Source organism: Streptomyces sp. NPDC101225 (genome assembly GCF_044767585.1).
GTDB lineage: Bacteria > Actinomycetota > Actinomycetes > Streptomycetales > Streptomycetaceae > Streptomyces.
Genome location: NZ_JBIWOE010000065.1, coordinates 19976 through 37213 on the forward strand (window position 1 = coordinate 19976; position 17238 = coordinate 37213).

A 17238-nucleotide genomic window follows, 5' to 3' on the forward strand; every position below is an offset into this window, starting at 1 on the left:
TCTCACTACCCGCCTGCGGGCAGATCGGTGCGCGGAGCGGCGCCGAGATGCACGCCGACCCGCTTGACCAGGAGCGTCATCTCGTACGCCACCTGGCCGACGTCCGAGTCAGCGTCCGAGAGGACGGCCAGGCAGCTGCCGTCTCCGGCGGCCGTGACGAAGAGGAAGGCCTCGTCCAGCTCGACGACGGTCTGCCGGACGTTGCCCGCCTCGAAGTGGCGGCCCACGCCCTTGGCGAGGCTGTGGAACCCGGAGGCCACGGCGGCGAGGTGCTCGCTGTCCTCGCGGGTCAGGTCCTTGGACACGCCGGTCGCCAGGCCGTCGCTGGAGAGCACGACGGCTTTGCGGATGCTCGCGACGCGGTCCACCAGGTCGTCCAGAAGCCAGTTGAGCTCCCCCGACCTGCTGGTCTCGGTGTGGCCGGTCGCCTTCGGTGCGGTCATCGACCGTCCCCCTTAGTCGTTCGTTGTGGTGCTGTGCCGCTGTGGGTGTCGTCACCCGCGGCATTCTCTTCACGGCCACGCTGCCAGCCGCGCTGGAGCGAGGCCATCCGGCTGCGTACCTCGTCGGCGTCCCGCTCGACCGGCTGCTCACTGTCCTGCGTGGGCCGCTGGGCGCTCTGCTTCAGCTGGGGAGCCAGGTTCGCCTGCCGTACACGCCGGGGCAGCGGGCCGCTGCCGGGGCCGGTGTCCCGCGGCGCGGTGCCGGAGCGCCCGGCGGCGGGGTCCTCGCCACGCGATGCGATCGCGGCGGGCCGGCCGCGTGCGGGGAGGGCGGGAGGCGGCGCGTCCTCGCCGCCGCCCGGCCGCTCAGCTGCCGGAGATCCGGGGTCGGCGGACCGGTCGGGTCCGCCCGCGCCGGGGCGCAGCGGTGAGGCTCCGCGCCGGCGGGTCGGCAGTGCCGGCGCCGCTTCCTCGCCGGACCGGCCCGAGCCGGTGCCCGCCTGCGGTCCGTCTCCCCGGCGGCGCTGCGGCAGCGGCGCGGCGGCCTCCGGCTCGGGGCGGCCCTGGCCGGCCGCTGCCCGTTCGGCGGCGTCCTCGCGCCGCGAGCGCTGCTCGGTGACCGGGCGTCCGTGCGAGCTGATCAGTTTGGGCGGGCGGCGGCGGGTCAGCGGGACCGGCTCACCCACGTCGCCGGCGGTGTCGAAGCGGGCCGGTTCACGGGGGTCCGGGCGGCCGTGGGGCGGACGGTCGCCGTGGCCGGCCGAGGCGTCGTCCGCGAGGGCGATGGAGCGCCGGGGACGGAAGATCCCGCCCCGTTCGCCGTCCTCGTCGTCGAGAGCGCCCGCGAAATCCTCCACGGCGTCGAGATCGACCGGAGCCTCCAGTTCCACGGGGCCGTCCAGCAGGGCGGCGGGAAGACCCGGAAGCTGCACGGGCAGCTGGGAGAGCGAGGTGCGGCGGCTCTCCTCGACCTCCGCCTCCTTCGAGGGGTGCGGCCGGTCGAGGCGGAAGCCGATGCCGTTGGTGTCCGGGACGTCGTCGGTCAGCAGCGCGTCGGGGACGAAGACGACCGCGGTGGTGCCGCCGTACGGCGACGGCTGGAGGGAGACCCTTACGTTCTGCCGCTGGGCCAGCCGGCTGACCACGAACAGTCCGAGCCGGTCGGTGTCGGACAGTTCGAACTCCGGCGTCTCGGCGAGCCGGAGGTTGGCGTCCAGGAGGACGTCGGCGGCCATACCGAGGCCGCGGTCGTGGATCTCCAGGGTGAAGCCGTTGGCGACCCGCTCCCCCAGCACCTGCACGGCCGTGTGCGGCGGGGAGAACACCGTGGCGTTCTCCAGCAGTTCGGCCACGAGGTGGGTGAGGTCGGCGACGGCAGGACCGGTGACGGCGATCCGCGGCAGGCGGCGGACCTCGATGCGCTCGTAGTCCTCGACCTCGGCGACGGCCGCCCGGACGACGTCCATGAGCTGGACGGGCTTGCGCCACTGCCGGGACGGGGCGGCGCCGGAGAGGATCACGAGGCCCTCGGCATGGCGCCGCATACGGGTGGTCAGGTGGTCGAGGCGGAACAGGTCGGCGAGTTCGTCGGTGTCCTCGGTCCGGCGTTCCATGGTGTCGAGCAGCGTGAGCTGCTTGTGCAGCAGGACCTGGCTGCGCCGGGCGAGGTTCACGAACACCTCGGACACACCGGCGCGCAGTTCGGCCTGCTTGACGGCGGCCTCGACGGCCGCGCGCTGAAGGGTGTTGAGGGCCTGGCCGACCTCGCCGATCTCGTTCTTGTCGTACTCCAGGCGCGGGGCCTCGGTCTCCACGTCGACCTGTTCGCCCGCGGACAGGCGGCGCATGACGCTGGGCAGCCGGACGCCGGACGCCTCGTGGGCCTCCAGCCGCAGCTGCCGCAGGTCACGGATGAGCGTGCGGCCGACCCGCACGGACAGGAAGAGCGAGAGGAGCACGGCGACCAGGCCCAGCACACCGGCGACGGCCGCCTTGGCGATGACGCCCATCGCCACGGGGCGGACGCGGTCCTGGTAGCGGTCGCTCGCCTGGTCGTTGAGGGTGCCGAGCTTGTCGAGCACGTTCCCGGCAGCGGTGTCCCAGCCCTGCGCGGTGACCTCGCCGGCCCGGCCGTCGGTGGCGGTGGTGGCGGACTGCTCGGCCACGCGCAGTGGCGCGGTGGCGGCGTTCTTCCAGAACTCCTCGTAGCGGTCGCGTTCCGACGAGGGCAGCAGCGGCAGGTTGACGTCGTACATCAGACTGCGCTGGGCCACGAGGTCGCTGACGTCGCGGCTCTCCGTGCGGGTGAGCCGGCCGACGATCAGGGAGGAGCCGAGCAGGGCGTCCTCGCGGGAGAGCAGTTCACGGGCCCGGGCGAGGTTGACCAGGGCGCGGTACTGCTTGTCCATCTCGACGTTGTCGACGACGTGGAGATTGCCGAGCAGGACGTAGCAGGGGTCGACCAGGCGGTTGTAGAGGTCGAGGGCCTGGGCACGGTCGACGGTGCCGTCCTCGACGCTGCGGCGCAGGGCGTCGATGCCGTCGAACGCCTCCAGCACGGTGGTCAGGTGCTCGTCCGTGCCGTGCCCGAGCGCGTCGCGCACATCGGGGTTCTTGGCGTTCGTGCGGATCTTGGCGACGGCCTCGTCCGTGGCGGTCCGGCTGCGCCTGAGGGCGGCGAGCCCGTCGGAGGCCCGCGGGTCGGCGAGGTAGACGAGGGTCTGGCGGCGTTCCTGCTGCAGCACGCGGACGGTGTCCTCGATCGGATACCCGACCTTCTCCACCACGTCCGACACATTGAACAGGTCTTGTGCCTCGCGTCCCGTCAGTACCGTGGCGAAGCCCCAGATCGCGGTGAGGGACACCAACGGCACGAGAAGCAGCGCCACGATCTTCCGGCGGATCGACTTCCCGCGAAAGCGCATGGCCTCCCCCAGCTCGACCCCCCTGCGACCGGGGGTAGGTACACATGTACGTCAACAAACGGCGCGAGCCTACTACCGACACATGGCCAACTCGAAGAGCCGTCCGGAAGCTGAACTTCCGCGCGGGCGGCGAGACATGCGGAGTTGTCCGGCCATTGGGGGAGATTGCCTCCCCGATCCGCCACGGCCGTTGAAACTCGCCCGACCGGCCCGGCTGGTGGATTGGCCTGAAATTTATGCTCGTTGGGAATCTTCAGGACGCCTCGTTCGTCCTCTCTACGGGAGATGCGTGGAATCGGCCGCTTGAGCGGCATCCGGCACGTGAGCGGCGTAAAGCGACGCAAGCCGGGCAGCCAGTGGGGGAAGACGTGCCAAGGGGTACGGACGAGCAGTCTGCGGCGGTGGGGAGTGACACGGTGATGGGCACGGCGGAGCGGCGCATGGCGCCCGCGGACGGTGCGGCGGCGCGATCGGCGGTGCGGAGGGGTGCGGAGGCACCGGAGCGCGACCTCCCGGTGGACGAGCGCCGGGCCCTGTGGGTGGAGGAGCCGGCCCGCCGGCGCCGGCTGCCCGATCCGGTGCGGACGGCGGCGGTGCGCGCGGTGATCATCATCGCCGTGACGCTGCTTCAGGCGATGGTGGCCTTCTTCTGCACCATGGCCGGGTCCTGGCTGGCCTTCCCGATGGTCATCAGCAGCATAGTCAGCACCGTGGTGGCCACCTGGGGAGCGCTCGACGTCTGGGTGACCCGCCAGGTGTGGAACCAGCGGTACGGCGTGGTGTCGGATCCGAGCAGCACGGCGCGGGCGCTGCGCCGTGAGCGCCGCCGGGCCCGGCGGCAGGCGAAGGCCACCGAGCGGGCCCAGGAGCGCATACGCAGGCGCGGCGGCACCGGCCAGCTGTCGCATCCCTGAGCCGTGCCGCTCAGGGGACGGTCTTGAGCCGTGCCGTCCGCGGACGGACCTGGGCCGAGTCCCTCACGGGGCGGTGGGGGCCGGCCGCTTGAACATCCGTGTCGCCGTGATCTCGCTGTGCACGGCGTCGCCGTCCCCGGCCGGGCTCTGCTGGGGCAGGCCGGGCCGGAGGTGCTCCTCGACGCTGATGTACTTCAGCCCGGCCCGCAGGTCCGCGTCGTTGCGCAGCCGGATGACGAGCGGGAACTCCGCCAGCGCGGTCGTGTCGAACAGACCGGTGGTGTACAGCAGCTGGACACCCAACGCGTCGGACACGGCCCGCTGGAGTTCCAGAAGATAGGTGGCGTTGGCGCGTCCGATGGGATTGTCGAGGAACAGCGTGCCGGCGTGGCGGTGCTTGTCGCGGCCGCGGTCGTTGGAGCGGAGCGCGGCCATGGTGCAGTACAGCGCGATCGCCGCGGTGAGCAGCTGGCCGCCGGAGAAGACGTCGCCCATCTGCCCGACGGGCACGCGCTCGGCGCGCAGCACGGCGTCCGGCTTCAGGATCTCGACGGCGACGCCCTTGGGCTGCAGCGCCGCACCCACGCCCCGCAGCAGCAGCGACATGCCGTCGCGCCGCAGGTCGGAGTTCTTCTTCACGGCCGCCCGGGTGGCCTCGTCGATGACCTCGCCGAGGCGCTCGGTGAGCGTGGCCTGATCGGGCTCCTCGAACCGGATGCGCAGGAACTCCTGCCCGGACCACTCGCCCAGCCCCTCGGGCAGCCGGGAGAGCCGCTGGGCGGAGCGCAGCGTCGCCAGTGCCGTCTCCACGAGCCCGCGCAGCCGGTCCACGATGGAATCCCTGTTGCGCTCCAGCTGGGCCAGCTCGTCGCTCAGGACGCGGAGCCGGGGCGCGAAGGCGTCCGCCCACTTCTGGACGTGCTCGGGCAGCGCGGAGGCGGGCAGCTCGCGGATCTGCTGCCGCGCCGGGGTGCGGACCTGCTCGTAGCGCGTGGAGTTGGCGTGCCGGACCAGGATGTCGCAGGCCTCCCGCACGGCGGCCTCGGCGGCCGAGAGGTCGGCGGCGCAGCCGCGCAGGGAGCGGCGCACCTCGGCAGCGGCGTGCCGGGCCTCCTCCAGGCTGCCGAGGTAGGGCTCCGGCTCCTCCTGCTCCTCGTCGGCGAAGTGTTCGCGCAGCAGGTCGCGGAGCATCGCGGCGATCTCGTCGAAGCCGCCGGCCGCGTCCTCGGCCGCCCGGTGGGCGTCGAGGAGTTCGGCGTGGGCCTCCCGGGCCTCGCTCAGCGCCTCGGTACGGGTGGCGAGTTCGGCCGTCGCCGTGCGCAGCAGCGCCTGTGCGTGCTCGGCGTCGCGCGGCTGCTGCTCCGCCGGGAGCTCGGTGTGCCTCTCGCCGTCCTCGGGCGCGTGCCGCTCGGCCTCGCCGCGCAGGCGCCCGAGCTGCTCGCTCGCGGTCGACATCCGGGTCTCCAGGAGCTGCACCAGCTCCTCGGCCCGCGCGGCGGCGGCCTGCCGGGACGGTCCGTCGGACCCGTCCGGCGACTCCAGCAGCTGTGCCGCGCGGGTGCGGACCTTGTTGCTGAGCCGGTCCAGCTCGGCGCGGGCCGCACCCTCGTCGCTCTCCGCGCGCGCCTGCTCGGCCCGCAGGTCGGCGCCGACGCCGACCTTCTCGTAGACCTGGGAGGCCGCGCGGTACGCCTCGCGGAGGGCGGGCAGCGACGCCTTCGGGGCGGACCCGTCGGTCTCCGGTACGTCGTCGGGGGCGCCCGCGATCTCCGCGCGCTCGGCGCGCAGCGCGCGAGCCGTGCGACGGGCGTCGTCGGCGGCCCGCTGGGCGCCGCGGCGGTCCTCGTCCGCGGCCCGGGCGCGCTCCAGGCATGCCTGGGCGCGGGCCTCGGACTCGGCGCCCTCGTCGGCCAGTTCGCGTACCTTGACCTGCCAGCCCGCCCGCTCGCGCAGCCGGAAGGCGAGTCCGGCGAGGGCGTCGGCCGAGCGCCGGGCCTTCTGCGCGGTCTCCTGGCGCTCGTCGCGCACCTGCGCCGCCTCGGCGGCACTCTCGTCGGCCTCGGACCGCACCGCACGCGCCTCGGCCAGCTCGGCCTCGGACTCCTCGGCGAAGGCGCGCGCGTCGTGCGCGGCCTGGGCCCGTTCGACGAGCTGCCCGGCCGGGCAGCCGGCGCGCCAGGACGCGAGCCGCGCCGCCAGCTCGCGGTCCTTGCCCAGGCGCGCGGCGAGCGTCCTGATGTCCTCGTCCCGCTCGGCCGCCCGCGCGCGCAGCGCCTGCCGCTCCTCGTCGGCGGCGTGCTCGTCGTGCATGGCGGGGTTCGGCGGTACGAGGAAGACGCCGCCGTCGCCCGATTCCGCGGCCGTGGTGGGCGCCAGCAGGGCGGCGGCCGTACCGACGGCCACGGCGGACCGCGGCAGCAGCGCCGCGTCGCCGAGGGCCTCGCGGGCGCGGCCGTGCGTGTCGGGGTCGGTGATGATCACGCCGTCGACGAGTTCGGGACGGGCGGCCAGCACGCGCGCGTGGTCGGCCGGGTCCACGGCCTGGGCGAGATAGCGCCAGCCCGGCAGCGCCGGGATGCCGTGCTCGCCGAGGAACTCGACGGTGGCCAGCACGTCCGGGCCGGGCGGCAGCAGTCCGCCGTCGCCGAGCGCGCCGAGGATGCGCGAGTCGTCGGCCGCCGCGGTGCGCAGCTCGAAGAGCTGCCGCTCGGCTGAGGAGACCGAGTCGTCGAGCAGTTCGCGCAGTTCGTCGGCGAACCGGTCGAGCTCCTCCGGGCCGAGCGCAGGCCGGTCGCCGTCCGCCGCGTCCCTGGGCCGCGGGACCGCGGGGCGTGCGTCACCGGCGGTGACGTTCAGCAGTTCCGCCAGCCGCTCCTCCGCGGCCAGCGATTCGGCGGTGCGCCGCTCGGTGTCGTAGGACCGCCGGGCCGCCGTGGCCGCGTCCGCCGCGCGCGCCGCCGTCAGCTCCGCGCGGGATTCCGCCGAAGCGGCCTCACGCGCGTGCTCCGTGGCCTTGCGCGAGGCCTCCCGTGCCGTGTCCCAGGCGGCGACCGCCGTCTTCTCGGCGTCGCTGGCCGCGAGGGCGGCGCGGGCCGGGTCGGCGTCGGGGGCGCTGTCGTCGAGCCATCCGGCGCGCACCGCCTCGGCCGTCTCCTGCTCGACCTCGGTGAGGCGCTGCCGCAGATGGCCGACCTCGCTGCGGGCGCGCTGCGCCTCCGTGGCGGCGGCGGTCGAGTCACGGTAGGCGGCCTCGCCGACCTCCTGGAGGGCCGCGGAGCGCTCCTCCTCCTCGTTGGCGAGGGCCTCGGCGCTGTCCGCCGCCGCGTGCAGGGCCCGTACGAGATCGACGGCGGCCCTGGCGCGGGCGGCGAGCGCGGGTGCCGCGTCCCGCTCGGCCTCCTGGATCGCGGCGGCCACGCGCGCGGCGCGGTCGGCGGCGGCCCGGTGGCGCAGTACGGCCTCGGCGGCCTGCCACGCGGAGTGCAGGGTGCGCGCGTCGGCCAGTTCACGCTTCTGCGCGGCGGCGGACTTCTCGGCGGCGCCGAGCGCCAGGGAGGCGTTGCGGTAGGCGAGTTCGGCGGAGATCAGCGCGCTGCGCTCCCGGGCCCCCTCGGAGTGGGTGACCGCGTACGCGGCCGCCGTGACGCGCTGGGCGAGGTCGGCGGCGCGCACCCGCTCCCGCACACCCCGGGCGGAGAGCCGGCGGGCCAGCGAGCGGGTGCGGCGCTCCGCGCCGGTGTGGACGTCACGCGCGCGTGCCCGGGACTCGGCGGCCTCGACGATCCGCCCGAGGAGGTCCACCGACCCGGCGGTGAAGTCCCGCTCGGCGATCAGCTCGGCGCGGCGGCCGAGCTTGTTGCCGAAGCCGCTGACCAGGTCGGCGAGCCCGTCGGTGTCCCGGGTGTCGGTCACCGCCCGCAGCAGCAGATCGGTGAAGTCGGAGTCCTTCTTGACGGCGAAGAGGCCGGCCGCCTCACCCTCGTCGGCGTTCATCTCCCGCTGGTAGCGGAAGAGTTCGGGGTCGAGGCCGAGGTCGCCGAGGTGCTCGATCCAGCGGTCGTGGATCTCCTCCCAGTGCACCTCCAGATGGGGGTACGCCCTGCCCGCCTCGGTGAGGGCGTCCCGGAAGCCCTTCATGGTGCGGCGGCGGCCCTGTGCGCCCGACTGCCCCTCGGCGACCGGACGCACGGCGGTGGACTCGGCCACGGGCAGGTTGTCCAGCGAGAGCCCCGGCCCGGGCCGGAAGGAGTACCAGGCCTCGGCGAACTTCCGCGGGTCGTTGGAGACTTGCCGCCCACGCCACTCGCTGGCCTTGCCCACGACGACGCACTCGCCGGTCAGCGTGTGCTGCCACTCCAGGGCGACGTGCCCGCAGTCGTCGGCGAGCAGGAACTTGCGCAGCACGCCGGAACTGGCGCCGCCGAGGGTGTTGCGGTGGCCCGGCAGCATGACGGAGAAGATCAGCTTCAGCAGCACGGACTTGCCGCCGCCGTTCTCCAGGAAGAGCACGCCGGCGGGCGCGGGGCGGCGTGGCGGGCCGAGGGGCTCCTCCTCGAAGAACTCCGCCTGGGTGGGCGCGGGAGTGGGCACGGGCTCCCCGACGCCGCGCAGGTCCAGCACGGTGTCGGCGTAGCGCGCACCGGCGGGACCGATGGAGTAGAGGCGGACCCGGGACAGCTCGTACATGGCGGACTCTCGTAAGTCTTCGGCAGGGAGGGGAGGTTCAGGAGCGGGACGAGTGGAACGGCAGCCCGGCGTCGGCCGCCAGCTCCACCGCGTCGGCGTCCTCGGCGGGCACCAGCGTCGGCGTGCCGTCGGTCACCGGGACCACGCCCAGCTCCAGCAGTTCGGCCATCGCGGCGCTGCCCGCCATGTCCCGCACCTGGAGCTGATAGCGCGTGGTCGTGCGGTACGTACCGCCGTTGTCGTCGCCGGTGCGCTGCAGGAACCCGGAGTCGGTCAGGAACGCGGCTGCCTTGCCGACGATTCCGGTCGTCGAACCGGCGAGTCTGCGCGCATCCTTGGTGGCGCCCGTGGCGCTGCGTCTGATCCAGATCCGCCACGCGGCCTCCAGGCCGGGAGCGTCGGTGGCCGGGTCGGTGTTGTCGCCGTGCTCGGCGGCGCGCTCCTCCAGACGGCGGCACGCCTGCCGCACGAAGGCGTCGACCCCGTTGACCGTCACGCGGCCGATGTAGCCGTCGTCGGCGAGGTCCTCGGGGCGCGGGAACGCCATGGCGGCGACGGCGAGATGGGCCAGGCCGTGCAGAAAGCGGTCCCCGCCGTCGGCGGACGTACGCCGCGCGTAGTCGCTCATGCGGACGGCGAACACCGAGTCCTCGGCCGCCGTCACGGCCATCCCCGCGCGCGGGGACACCTCCAGCACCACCAGGCCGAGACCGGTGGCCACGGCGTCCGCGAGCCGCGCGAACGGCGGGTCCTCGCGGTAGCGGCGCAGCAGTTCGGCGTACTCCTGGTCGCGTGCGGGCTGCAGCTTGGGCTGCAGGCCGAACGCGACGAGCCGCGCGGCGTCGGCGGCGTCGGCGGGCGTGACGGCGGCGGTGACCGGCACCGCACCGGTCTCCGGCTCGCTCCACTCGACGTGCTCGCTCACAGCTGTCGCTCCTTGCTGCTCTCCCACCGGTCCGTACGCTGCCCGGGTCCGTTCACGCCGCCTCCGTCCTGTCGGCCGCCATCCCCGCGGCGTCCAGCAGGGCCGTGCCCACGATCAGGTCGGCGCCGCCGAACTCGGGGTCGTCCAGATCCGTGCCGTCGTCCACGGCGAACAGCAGCTTCTCCTCGCCCTGCCGGTAGGCCGTGCCCACGGGCGGGCTGGCCGCGTGGACGGCCAGCAGGGCCACGAGGTAGGGCAGGTCGGGATCGACACGCCGCGCCTCGGCCAGCAGGCCGGAGAGTCTGCGGGGCGCGTCCGCCGGGAGATCGAGCAGCTCGGTCGCCGCGGCCAGCTGCTCCTCGCTGAAGCGGCTGTCGTCCGGCGTGGCGATCAGGTCCGGCTCCGGCATCTCCGCGCCCAGGTGCTCCCGCTCCACCGGCGGCGTCAGCAGGATGTCGACGAGGTCCGTCACCCGGACGGACACCGGCGTGCGCAGCCCGGTCCCGCGCGCGAAGAACGCGTCGGTCACGCGCACCGACCGCTCCAGCGGCAGCGGCAGGATCGGGGCGACGAGGTGGCCGTAGAGGTCGATCCCCGAGGACGTCATGGGGGTGGCGAAGGCCTGCCGGTCCTGTTCCGCGCGGAACAGCGGTCCGGCTTCCAGCAGCCGGGACTGCAGCTGCGTGTGCCTGCGGATGCAGTCCTTGACGATGTCCACGAGCTCGGCCGCGCGCCGCTTGTGCTCGGCGTCCTCGGTCTCGTCGCGCGCCTTGCGGATGTTGGTGAGGATCGCGTTCTCGTGGCGGTACCGGTCGGCGACGTGGTCCAGCGCCTCGGCGATCATGTCCGGAACGGCGTTGAGCCAGTCCACCGCGCGGACGTTGCGCCGGGTGGCCTCCAGGGCGCGGCGCAGCGTCTCCGAGTACTGCACCGTGCGGTACCGGGCCTGCTCGGCGGCGAGTTGGGCGTCGGCGAGCCGGCCCCGGTTGATCAGGACCTCCAGCTTGACCTCGGCGGCGATCTGGGCGCTGGTGACGTCCGTGTCCAGGGCGCCGACCAGGACGTTGACCGCCTCGTCGGTCGTACGGAGGTAGACGGTGCCGCCGGGGCCGGGCACCTCCTCGATCAGTTTGAAGTCGTAGTCACGGCGGACGTAGCTGCCGTCGGTGGCGAACGTGCCGTAGACGGCGCGGAAGCCGCGGTCCACGCTGCCGACGTTGATCAGGTTCTCCAGGACCCAGCGGGCCACGCGCTCGTGCTCCGTGACGGGCCGCTGCGGAGCCTGGGCGGCGATGCGCGGGATGAGGCGGGCGACTATCTGGTCGTGGTCGGCGCCCGTGTCGAAGTCCATGTTGAGCGTGACCAGGTCGATGGCGGACAGGGCCACCTCGGCCATGCCGTAGACCGAGTACTCGCCTGCGAGGTTGGCCTTGCGCGTGTCGAGGTCGTGCAGGGGCGCGGTGCAGGCGAGCGCGCGCAGACGCCGCGCCAGTCCCTCGTCGGCGGCCGGGCCCGGCGCGGGGCGCGGCCCCGCGCTGAGCTGGGGCGGAACGCTGTCCGTCGGTGCAGGCGAAGTCACGGTGCACAGACTAGGTCCTCGGTCTGACAACGGCCCAAACGGGCGTGAATCGTGTGTGCGCCGTCCGGGGCCCGCCGCGCTCTAGGAAAGGGCTTCGCCCTCCCCGACCCTGCGGCGGTAGACGTCGACCACGCGTTCGAGCGAGTCGTCGAGGTACACCGCCAGCAGCTTCTCGGCCTCGTCCCGCTCTCCCGTCTGCAGGGCCCGCTGGATCTGGCGGTTGCGGGCGAGGTAGGGCTCGTGGAGGCGCTTGGGGTCGTCCACGACGTGGAAGGCGAGGCGGAGTTCGGCGAAGACGCTGCGCATCAGCTCGTCGGTGCGGGCGCTGCCGGCGAGCGCGACCAGTTCGCGGTGGAAGTGGATGTTGGCGGTACCCACCGCTTTCCAGTCACCTTCGCGCGCCGCCCGCTGCCCCTCCTCGCACACCGCGGCGAGCGCCTCGAGGGCGTACGGCGGCTCGCCCAGCCCGCGGACGACGGCGCACTCGACGAGCCGGCGGGTGCGGTAGATGTCCTCGACATCCTCGACGGCCAGGACCCGGACGAAGACACCCCGGTTCAACTCGTGGACGAGCAGGCGCTCGTGGGTGAGCAGCCGGAACGCCTCGCGCAGCGTGTTGCGGGAGACCCCGAGCGCGCCGCCGATACTGTCCTCCGACAGCCGGGTCCCGGGCGGGAAGAACCCCTCGGCGATACGGCCTCTGAGGATGTCCGAGACGCGCTCGGCGGTGCTGGTGCGCCCCAGAAGAGCGCGATCGTCGGCCAGTCCGTTCAGCTGCTCTGCCATGCCCGGAATTCAATCGCAGACACAAGAACGAAACAACATGGGTATTGAAGGATCGTTGAACGATCCTCTACGTTGCTCCTCACGGCGCCGGCTCCCTCGGCGCCGGCCGCTCACGCAGCACCCCCCCTGCGCGGCACGCTCACGCACGGCACCCCCACGCACCGCACGGCTCACCTCCCAAGCACCCTCCGTCCTCCCACTGCGAGGTGCACATGAGCACGACCCCTTCACCGCAGGCCCTGAGCACACAGCCCGACGCGGACGAACGCGTCCTCGAAGACGGCCCGTTGGGCTGGCTGCGCGCCCTGGGGCCGCGCGGCCGCCGCGCCTTCGCCGGCGCGTTCGGCGGCTATGCGCTGGACTCGTACGACTACTTCACGCTGCCGCTGACGATGGTCGCGCTGGCCGCGTACTTCGGCCTGGACAGCGGCCAGACCGGCCTGCTCACCACCGTCACGCTGGTGGTGTCCGCCGTCGGCGGCGCCCTCGCGGGCGTGGTGGCCGACCGGTTCGGCCGGGTACGGGCCCTGATGATCACGGTGATCACCTACGCGGTCTTCACCGTGGCCTGCGGCTTCGCGCCCGACTACGAGACGCTGCTGGTCCTCAGGGCCTTCCAGGGCCTCGGGTTCGGCGGCGAGTGGGCCGTCGGCGCGATCCTGGTCGCCGAGTACGCGAGCGCCCGGCACCGCGGCCGCACCCTGGGCGCGGTGCAGAGTTCGTGGGCGATCGGCTGGGCGCTGGCCGCCGTCGCCTACACCGTGGTCTTCTCCCTCGCCGGCGACGACCTGGCCTGGCGCGTCATGTTCTGGACCGGAGCGCTGCCGGCGCTGCTGGTGATCTGGATGCGGCGCCGCGTGCACGACGCCCCCGAAGCGGCGGCCGTACGCGAGACGAGCGCCCACAAGGGCTCGTTCGCCGCCATCTTCAGGCCCGGCCTGCTGCGCGTCACGATCTTCGCGGGGCTGCTGTCCACCGGTGTCCAGGGCGGCTACTACACGCTGGCCACCTGGGTGCCGACGTACCTGAAGAGCGATCGGGGTCTGTCGGTCGTCGGCACCGGCGGCTACCTGGCGTTCCTGATCTCCGGCGCCTTCCTCGGCTATCTGACCGGCGGATACCTCACCGACCGGCTGGGCCGCAAACGCAACATCTGGCTGTTCGCGCTGCTGTCGGCCGTGTGCATCCTGGCCTACGCGAACATCCCGCAGGGCGCCAACTCGCTGCTGCTGGTGCTGGGCTTCCCGCTCGGGTTCTGCATGTCGGCGATCTTCAGCGGATTCGGCTCCTACCTGAGCGAGCTGTACCCGACGGCCGTGCGCGGCACGGGACAGGGCTTCACCTACAACACCGGGCGCGCCGTGGGCGCCGTCTTCCCCACGACGGTCGGATTCCTCGCCGACAGCTGGGGCGTGGGCGGTGCGCTGGTGTTCGGCGCGCTCGGCTACGGCGTGGCGGCACTGGCCCTGCTGGGGCTGCCGGAGACCCGCGGGAGGGAACTGGCGTGAACCGTACGGAAGACCGCCCCCTGACCGTCGTCGACGAGCACGCGCACGCGTGGAGCCCGGCATCCGCCCGGGCCCGTTTCCGGGACGGGCTCGCCGGCCCCACCGCCGGTGTGGCGGCCGGCCACACCCAGGTCAACCTGATCTCGGTGCCCGCCGACTGGGCCTACGACACCCTGCTGTTCTGCCAGCGCAACCCCAAGGCCTGCCCGGTGCTGGACGTCACCGACGCCGGGGACGTCACCACGGCCCTGGCGGACGGCGCGGACCTGCGCACCGACCTGCCGCGCTACCGGGTCTGGCAGGACGGCGAGTTGGTGGACGAACCCACGGACGTGCGCGCGTACTGGCGCGACGACCTGGTCTCGTTCCTCATCGGCTGCAGCTTCACCTTCGAGTGGGCGCTGGCCGGTGCGGGCGTCCCGATCCGCCACATCCAGCAGGGCCGCAACGTCCCGATGTACGTGACCAGCCGCCGGTGCCGCCCCGCGGGGCGGCTGCGCGGCCCGCTGGTGGTGTCCATGCGGCCGGTGCCCCCGGAGCACCTGTCGGCCGCGCTGCGGGAGAGCAGTCTGCTCCCGGCGGTGCACGGCAGCCCCGTGCACTGCGGCCCCGCCTCGGCGCTCGGCATCGAGGACCTCGGCCGGCCCGACTTCGGCGACCCGGTGGACGCCGAACCGGACGACATCCCGGTGTTCTGGGCCTGCGGAGTGACCCCGCAGGCGGCGGTGATGGCGTCCCGGCCGCCCTTCGCCCTCACCCACGCACCGGGCCAGATGTTCCTGACCGACGCCCGCGACGACCAGTACCGCGTGGCCTGAGAGGAGACCGAAGGATCCATGACGTCGATCGATCTCAACGCCGACCTCGGCGAGGGCTTCGGCCGCTGGCGGCTGACCGACGACGAGCAGTTGCTGTCCGTCGTCACCAGCGCCAACGTGGCCTGCGGATTCCACGCCGGGGACGCGGCCACCATGCGGCGGGTGTGCGAGCTCGCGGCCGGGTGCGGTGTGCGGATCGGCGCCCAGGTCTCCTACCGGGACCTGGCCGGGTTCGGGCGGCGCGCGATGGACGTGCCGCCCGCGGAACTCGCGGCCGAAGTGGCGTACCAGATCGGCGCCCTGGAGGTCTTCGCGCGCGCGGCGGGCACGCGCGTGTCGTACGTCAAGCCGCACGGCGCGCTCTACCACCGCGTCGTGCACGACGAGGAGCAGGCCGGCGCGGTCGTGGAGGGGGTGCGGCTCGCCGGCGCCACGCTGCCCGTGCTGGGCCTGCCCGGCTCACGGCTTCTGGAGCACGCCGGCAGGGCGGGGCTGCCGGCCGTCACGGAGGCGTTCGCGGACCGCGCGTACACCGCGGCGGGCACCCTCGTGCCACGCGGCCACGAAGGCGCCGTGGTCACCGATCCGGAGGCGGTCGTGGAGCGCTCGGTGGGCCTGGCCCGCTTCGGCACGGTCACCTCGCACTGCGGTACCGCCGTCGACGTACGCGCGCGTTCCCTGTGCCTGCACGGGGACACGCCGGGCGCCGTGGAGCTGGCCCGGCTGGTCCGGCGGCGGCTGCAGGCGTCGGGAGTCCGGGTGGAGGCCTTCGCATGAGGGCGCTGCCCGTGGGCGACCGCGCCCTGCTCGTCGAACTGTCCAGCGGGGACGAGGCACAGGCCCTGCACGCGGAACTGCTGCGCCGCCGCGCGGAGGGTCTGCTCAGCGTGCGCGAGATCGTCCCGGCGGCCCGCACCGTCCTGCTCGACGGCCTCTCCGACCCGGCCCGCCTGGCCTCCGAGCTGACCGCCTCCGAGGTACCACCGGCTCCCCCACGCGCGCGTGAGGCGATCGACATCCCGGTGCGCTACGACGGCCCGGACCTCACCGAGGTCGCCGCGCACTGGGGCGTGACCGAGCAGGAGGCGGCCCGCATCCACGCGGACACCGAATTCACCGTCGCCTTCTGCGGGTTCGCGCCCGGCTTCGGCTACCTCACGGGCCTTCCGCAGCACTACGACGTCCCGCGCCGGGCCACTCCGCGCACGGCCGTCCCGGCCGGTTCCGTGGCCCTGGCGGGCCCGTACACGGGCGTGTACCCGCGCTCCTCGCCGGGTGGCTGGCAGCTGATCGGCCGCACGGACGCCGTGCTGTGGGACCCCGCGCGCGTGCCGGCCGCGCTGCTGGCGCCCGGCACGCGGGTGCGCTTCGTGCCGGTGGACGGCTCATGACGGACCGGGCGCTCGTCGTGGTACGGGCCGGGGCACTGACCACCGTGCAGGACCGGGGCCGTCCCGGGCATGCGCACCTGGGCGTGCCCCGCTCCGGCGCGCTCGACTCCCCCGCCGCCGCGCTCGTCAACCGGCTCGTGGGCAACCCGCCCGGGGCGGCGGTCCTGGAGACGACCCTCAACGGCTGTGCCGTGCGGCCGCGTTCGACGGTCACGGTGGCCGTCGGGGGCGCACCGTGCGCGGTCACGGTCGACGGGCGGCCGGTCGCCTGGGGAGCACCGGTGCGTGTGCCCGCCGGTGCGCTCCTGGACGTCGGAGCGGCCGTCGCCGGGGTGCGCGGCTACCTGGCCGTCGCCGGCGGCATCGCGGTCGAACCGGTCCTCGGCAGCCGCTCCACGGACCTCCTGTCGGGCCTCGGCCCGCCGCCTCTCACGGACGGCACGGTGATCCCGCTGGGAACGCCGGAGGGCCTCCACGCACACGTGGACGTCGCCCCGCAGCCGGCGCCACCGGCCGAACTCGTCCTGCGGGTGGCGCTCGGACCGCGAGACGACTGGTTCACCCCGGAGGCGCTGCGCATCTTCACGTCCCGCCCGTACCGCGTCTCCGCCGCGGGCAACCGCATCGGCCTGCGCACCGAGGGCCCCGCCCTCGACCGGGCCCTGCCGGGCGAACTCCCCAGTGAGGGCATGGTCCTGGGCGCGGTCCAGGTCCCCCCTGACGGCCGTCCGGTCGTCTTCCTGGCGGACCACCCGACCACCGGCGGCTACCCGGTGATCGCGGTCGTCCACCCGCGCGACCTCCCGGCAGCGGCCCAGGCGGCACCGGGCACGCCGGTCCGCTTCGTGAAGGTACGCGGCCGCCCGCTCCCCCAGGAACCCGGGGCCCTGCCCGACCGGCCGCGGCGGACCCGCACCCGACCCGGCGGGGCAACCGCCGTCCACTCCCCCGAGCAATAGGGCGTGTTGCGAATGTCCCGCCTGCCCGGCGGGCGGACGACGCCACTTTCGCCACACCCCTAGTCATCTGAGTCAGGAATTCTGTTCAGATAACTGGCGAGGCGTTCGAGGATCTCGTCTGCGGTCTTCGTCCAGACGTAGGGCCTTGGGGCGGTGTTCCATGCGGCGATCCAGGCACGGATGTCCTTCTCCAGGGCCTGGACGGTTTTGTGGACGCCTCGTCGTATCTGCTTGTTCGTCAGCTCGGCGAACCACCGTTCCACCAGGTTGAGCCAGGACGACCCGGTGGGTGTGAAGTGCAGGTG

12 protein-coding genes and 1 pseudogene are annotated in these 17238 nt (G+C 73.8%); 6 read left to right on the forward strand and 7 right to left on the reverse strand.

Annotated elements, in window-relative coordinates:
- Window positions 1-5 precede the first annotated feature (5 nt).
- Window positions 6-443, reverse strand: a complete 438-nt coding sequence (locus ACIRPX_RS43370; protein WP_399137417.1) for a roadblock/LC7 domain-containing protein — start codon at window positions 441-443, stop codon at window positions 6-8.
- Window positions 440-3367, reverse strand: a complete 2928-nt coding sequence (locus tag ACIRPX_RS43375) for a nitrate- and nitrite sensing domain-containing protein (RefSeq protein ID WP_404205651.1) — start codon at window positions 3365-3367, stop codon at window positions 440-442. The genes ACIRPX_RS43370 and ACIRPX_RS43375 overlap by 4 nt, the downstream gene beginning before the upstream one ends.
- 419 nt (window positions 3368-3786) lie before the next feature.
- Here ACIRPX_RS43375 and ACIRPX_RS43380 point away from each other — a divergent pair, with 419 nt between their 5' ends.
- Complete coding sequence (locus tag ACIRPX_RS43380; protein ID WP_404205662.1) at window positions 3787-4281, forward strand: hypothetical protein; 495 nt, start codon at window positions 3787-3789, stop codon at window positions 4279-4281.
- A gap of 63 nt (window positions 4282-4344) precedes the next feature.
- Here ACIRPX_RS43380 and ACIRPX_RS43385 read toward each other — a convergent pair whose 3' ends face one another.
- The 4 genes from ACIRPX_RS43385 to ACIRPX_RS43400 all read right to left on the reverse strand — a co-directional run bounded on the left by ACIRPX_RS43385 (window position 4345) and on the right by ACIRPX_RS43400 (window position 12257).
- Window positions 4345-8967 carry a hypothetical protein gene (locus tag ACIRPX_RS43385; RefSeq protein ID WP_404205652.1) on the reverse strand — a complete coding sequence of 1541 codons (4623 nt, stop codon included), beginning with the start codon at window positions 8965-8967 and terminating at the stop codon, window positions 4345-4347.
- A gap of 37 nt (window positions 8968-9004) precedes the next feature.
- Window positions 9005-9892 (reverse strand): hypothetical protein, encoded by an 888-nt coding sequence (locus ACIRPX_RS43390; protein WP_404205654.1) that lies wholly within the window; start codon window positions 9890-9892, stop codon window positions 9005-9007.
- 52 nt (window positions 9893-9944) lie between these two features.
- Window positions 9945-11471: a hypothetical protein gene (locus ACIRPX_RS43395; protein WP_404205655.1), complete on the reverse strand. Its 1527-nt coding sequence runs from the start codon at window positions 11469-11471 to the stop codon at window positions 9945-9947.
- An 81-nt stretch (window positions 11472-11552) separates the two neighbouring features.
- Entirely contained in the window at window positions 11553-12257 is a 705-nt protein-coding gene (locus ACIRPX_RS43400) for a GntR family transcriptional regulator (protein ID WP_404205656.1), read from the reverse strand.
- 212 nt (window positions 12258-12469) lie between these two features.
- Here ACIRPX_RS43400 and ACIRPX_RS43405 point away from each other — a divergent pair, with 212 nt between their 5' ends.
- The 5 genes from ACIRPX_RS43405 to ACIRPX_RS43425 are packed head-to-tail and all read left to right on the forward strand — an operon-like array spanning window position 12470 to window position 16933.
- A complete protein-coding gene (locus ACIRPX_RS43405; RefSeq protein ID WP_404205657.1) occupies window positions 12470-13765 on the forward strand; it encodes an MFS transporter in 1296 nt (431 codons plus the stop codon).
- Window positions 13762-14583, forward strand: a complete 822-nt coding sequence (locus ACIRPX_RS43410) for a putative hydro-lyase (protein ID WP_404205658.1) — start codon at window positions 13762-13764, stop codon at window positions 14581-14583. Before ACIRPX_RS43405 ends, ACIRPX_RS43410 begins: the two co-directional genes overlap by 4 nt.
- A gap of 18 nt (window positions 14584-14601) precedes the next feature.
- Entirely contained in the window at window positions 14602-15360 is a 759-nt protein-coding gene (locus ACIRPX_RS43415; protein WP_404205659.1) for a LamB/YcsF family protein, read from the forward strand.
- Complete coding sequence (gene pxpB, locus ACIRPX_RS43420; protein WP_404205660.1) at window positions 15357-15974, forward strand: 5-oxoprolinase subunit PxpB; 618 nt, start codon at window positions 15357-15359, stop codon at window positions 15972-15974. Before ACIRPX_RS43415 ends, pxpB begins: the two co-directional genes overlap by 4 nt.
- A complete protein-coding gene (locus tag ACIRPX_RS43425; RefSeq protein ID WP_404205661.1) occupies window positions 15971-16933 on the forward strand; it encodes a biotin-dependent carboxyltransferase family protein in 963 nt (320 codons plus the stop codon). The genes pxpB and ACIRPX_RS43425 overlap by 4 nt, the downstream gene beginning before the upstream one ends.
- A gap of 59 nt (window positions 16934-16992) precedes the next feature.
- On the opposite strand, the pseudogene ACIRPX_RS43430 reads toward ACIRPX_RS43425, so the two are convergent.
- Window positions 16993-17238, reverse strand: a pseudogene (locus ACIRPX_RS43430) (IS630 family transposase); the annotation flags it as partial.